The following is a 479-nucleotide window of genomic DNA, read 5'->3' as shown; positions in this document are numbered from 1 at the left end:
GTGGTAGGCCGCGCGGATCAGGTCAAATGGGGTGCCGTGTGCATGGCAGTGGGTGATCTTCAGCACGGCTTGCGGTGCTGCGATCACCTTGATCAGTGAACCGTCCTCGGCCACCAGCACATCGCCACCGCGCACTGCCGTGCCGCGCGGCAGAAACACGCCCAGTGCGCGGCCTTGGGAATCCATGGCGTCAAAGCGGCTTTTTTGGCGCACATCCCAGTCGAGTTCGACCGTGGCCGCGCGTTTGAGCAGGACGGAGGCCAGGCCCTGGCCTTGGGGAATGCATTTGGAGACTTGAAACATGGGCTTGCCGATGGCGGGGATGTTGGTTATAGAGATTATCTGCACAATGCAATGGACAAGAGGTATTCCATGACGACGGACAAAATTCACGGTGGAAACCAGGATAGGGAGCCAACCGACAGTGAGCGCGGTCCAACTGACGCATCGCAGGACATTCAGGGCTTGGTGTTTCGTAC

1 protein-coding gene is annotated in these 479 nt (G+C 59.3%); it reads right to left on the bottom strand.

Annotation, left to right across the window (positions count from 1 at the left end; genetic code table 11):
* On the bottom strand, positions 1-303 hold a 303-nt coding region (locus AC1D1Y_RS26315), incomplete at its 3' end, for an urease accessory protein UreE (protein WP_477684940.1).
* Positions 304-479: the final 176 nt, after the last annotated feature.

It is taken from the genome of Polaromonas sp. P1_G1, from assembly GCF_056405595.1.
Note: the sequence above shows the minus strand (reverse complement) of the source record. Positions and strands in the feature narration are given on the sequence as shown.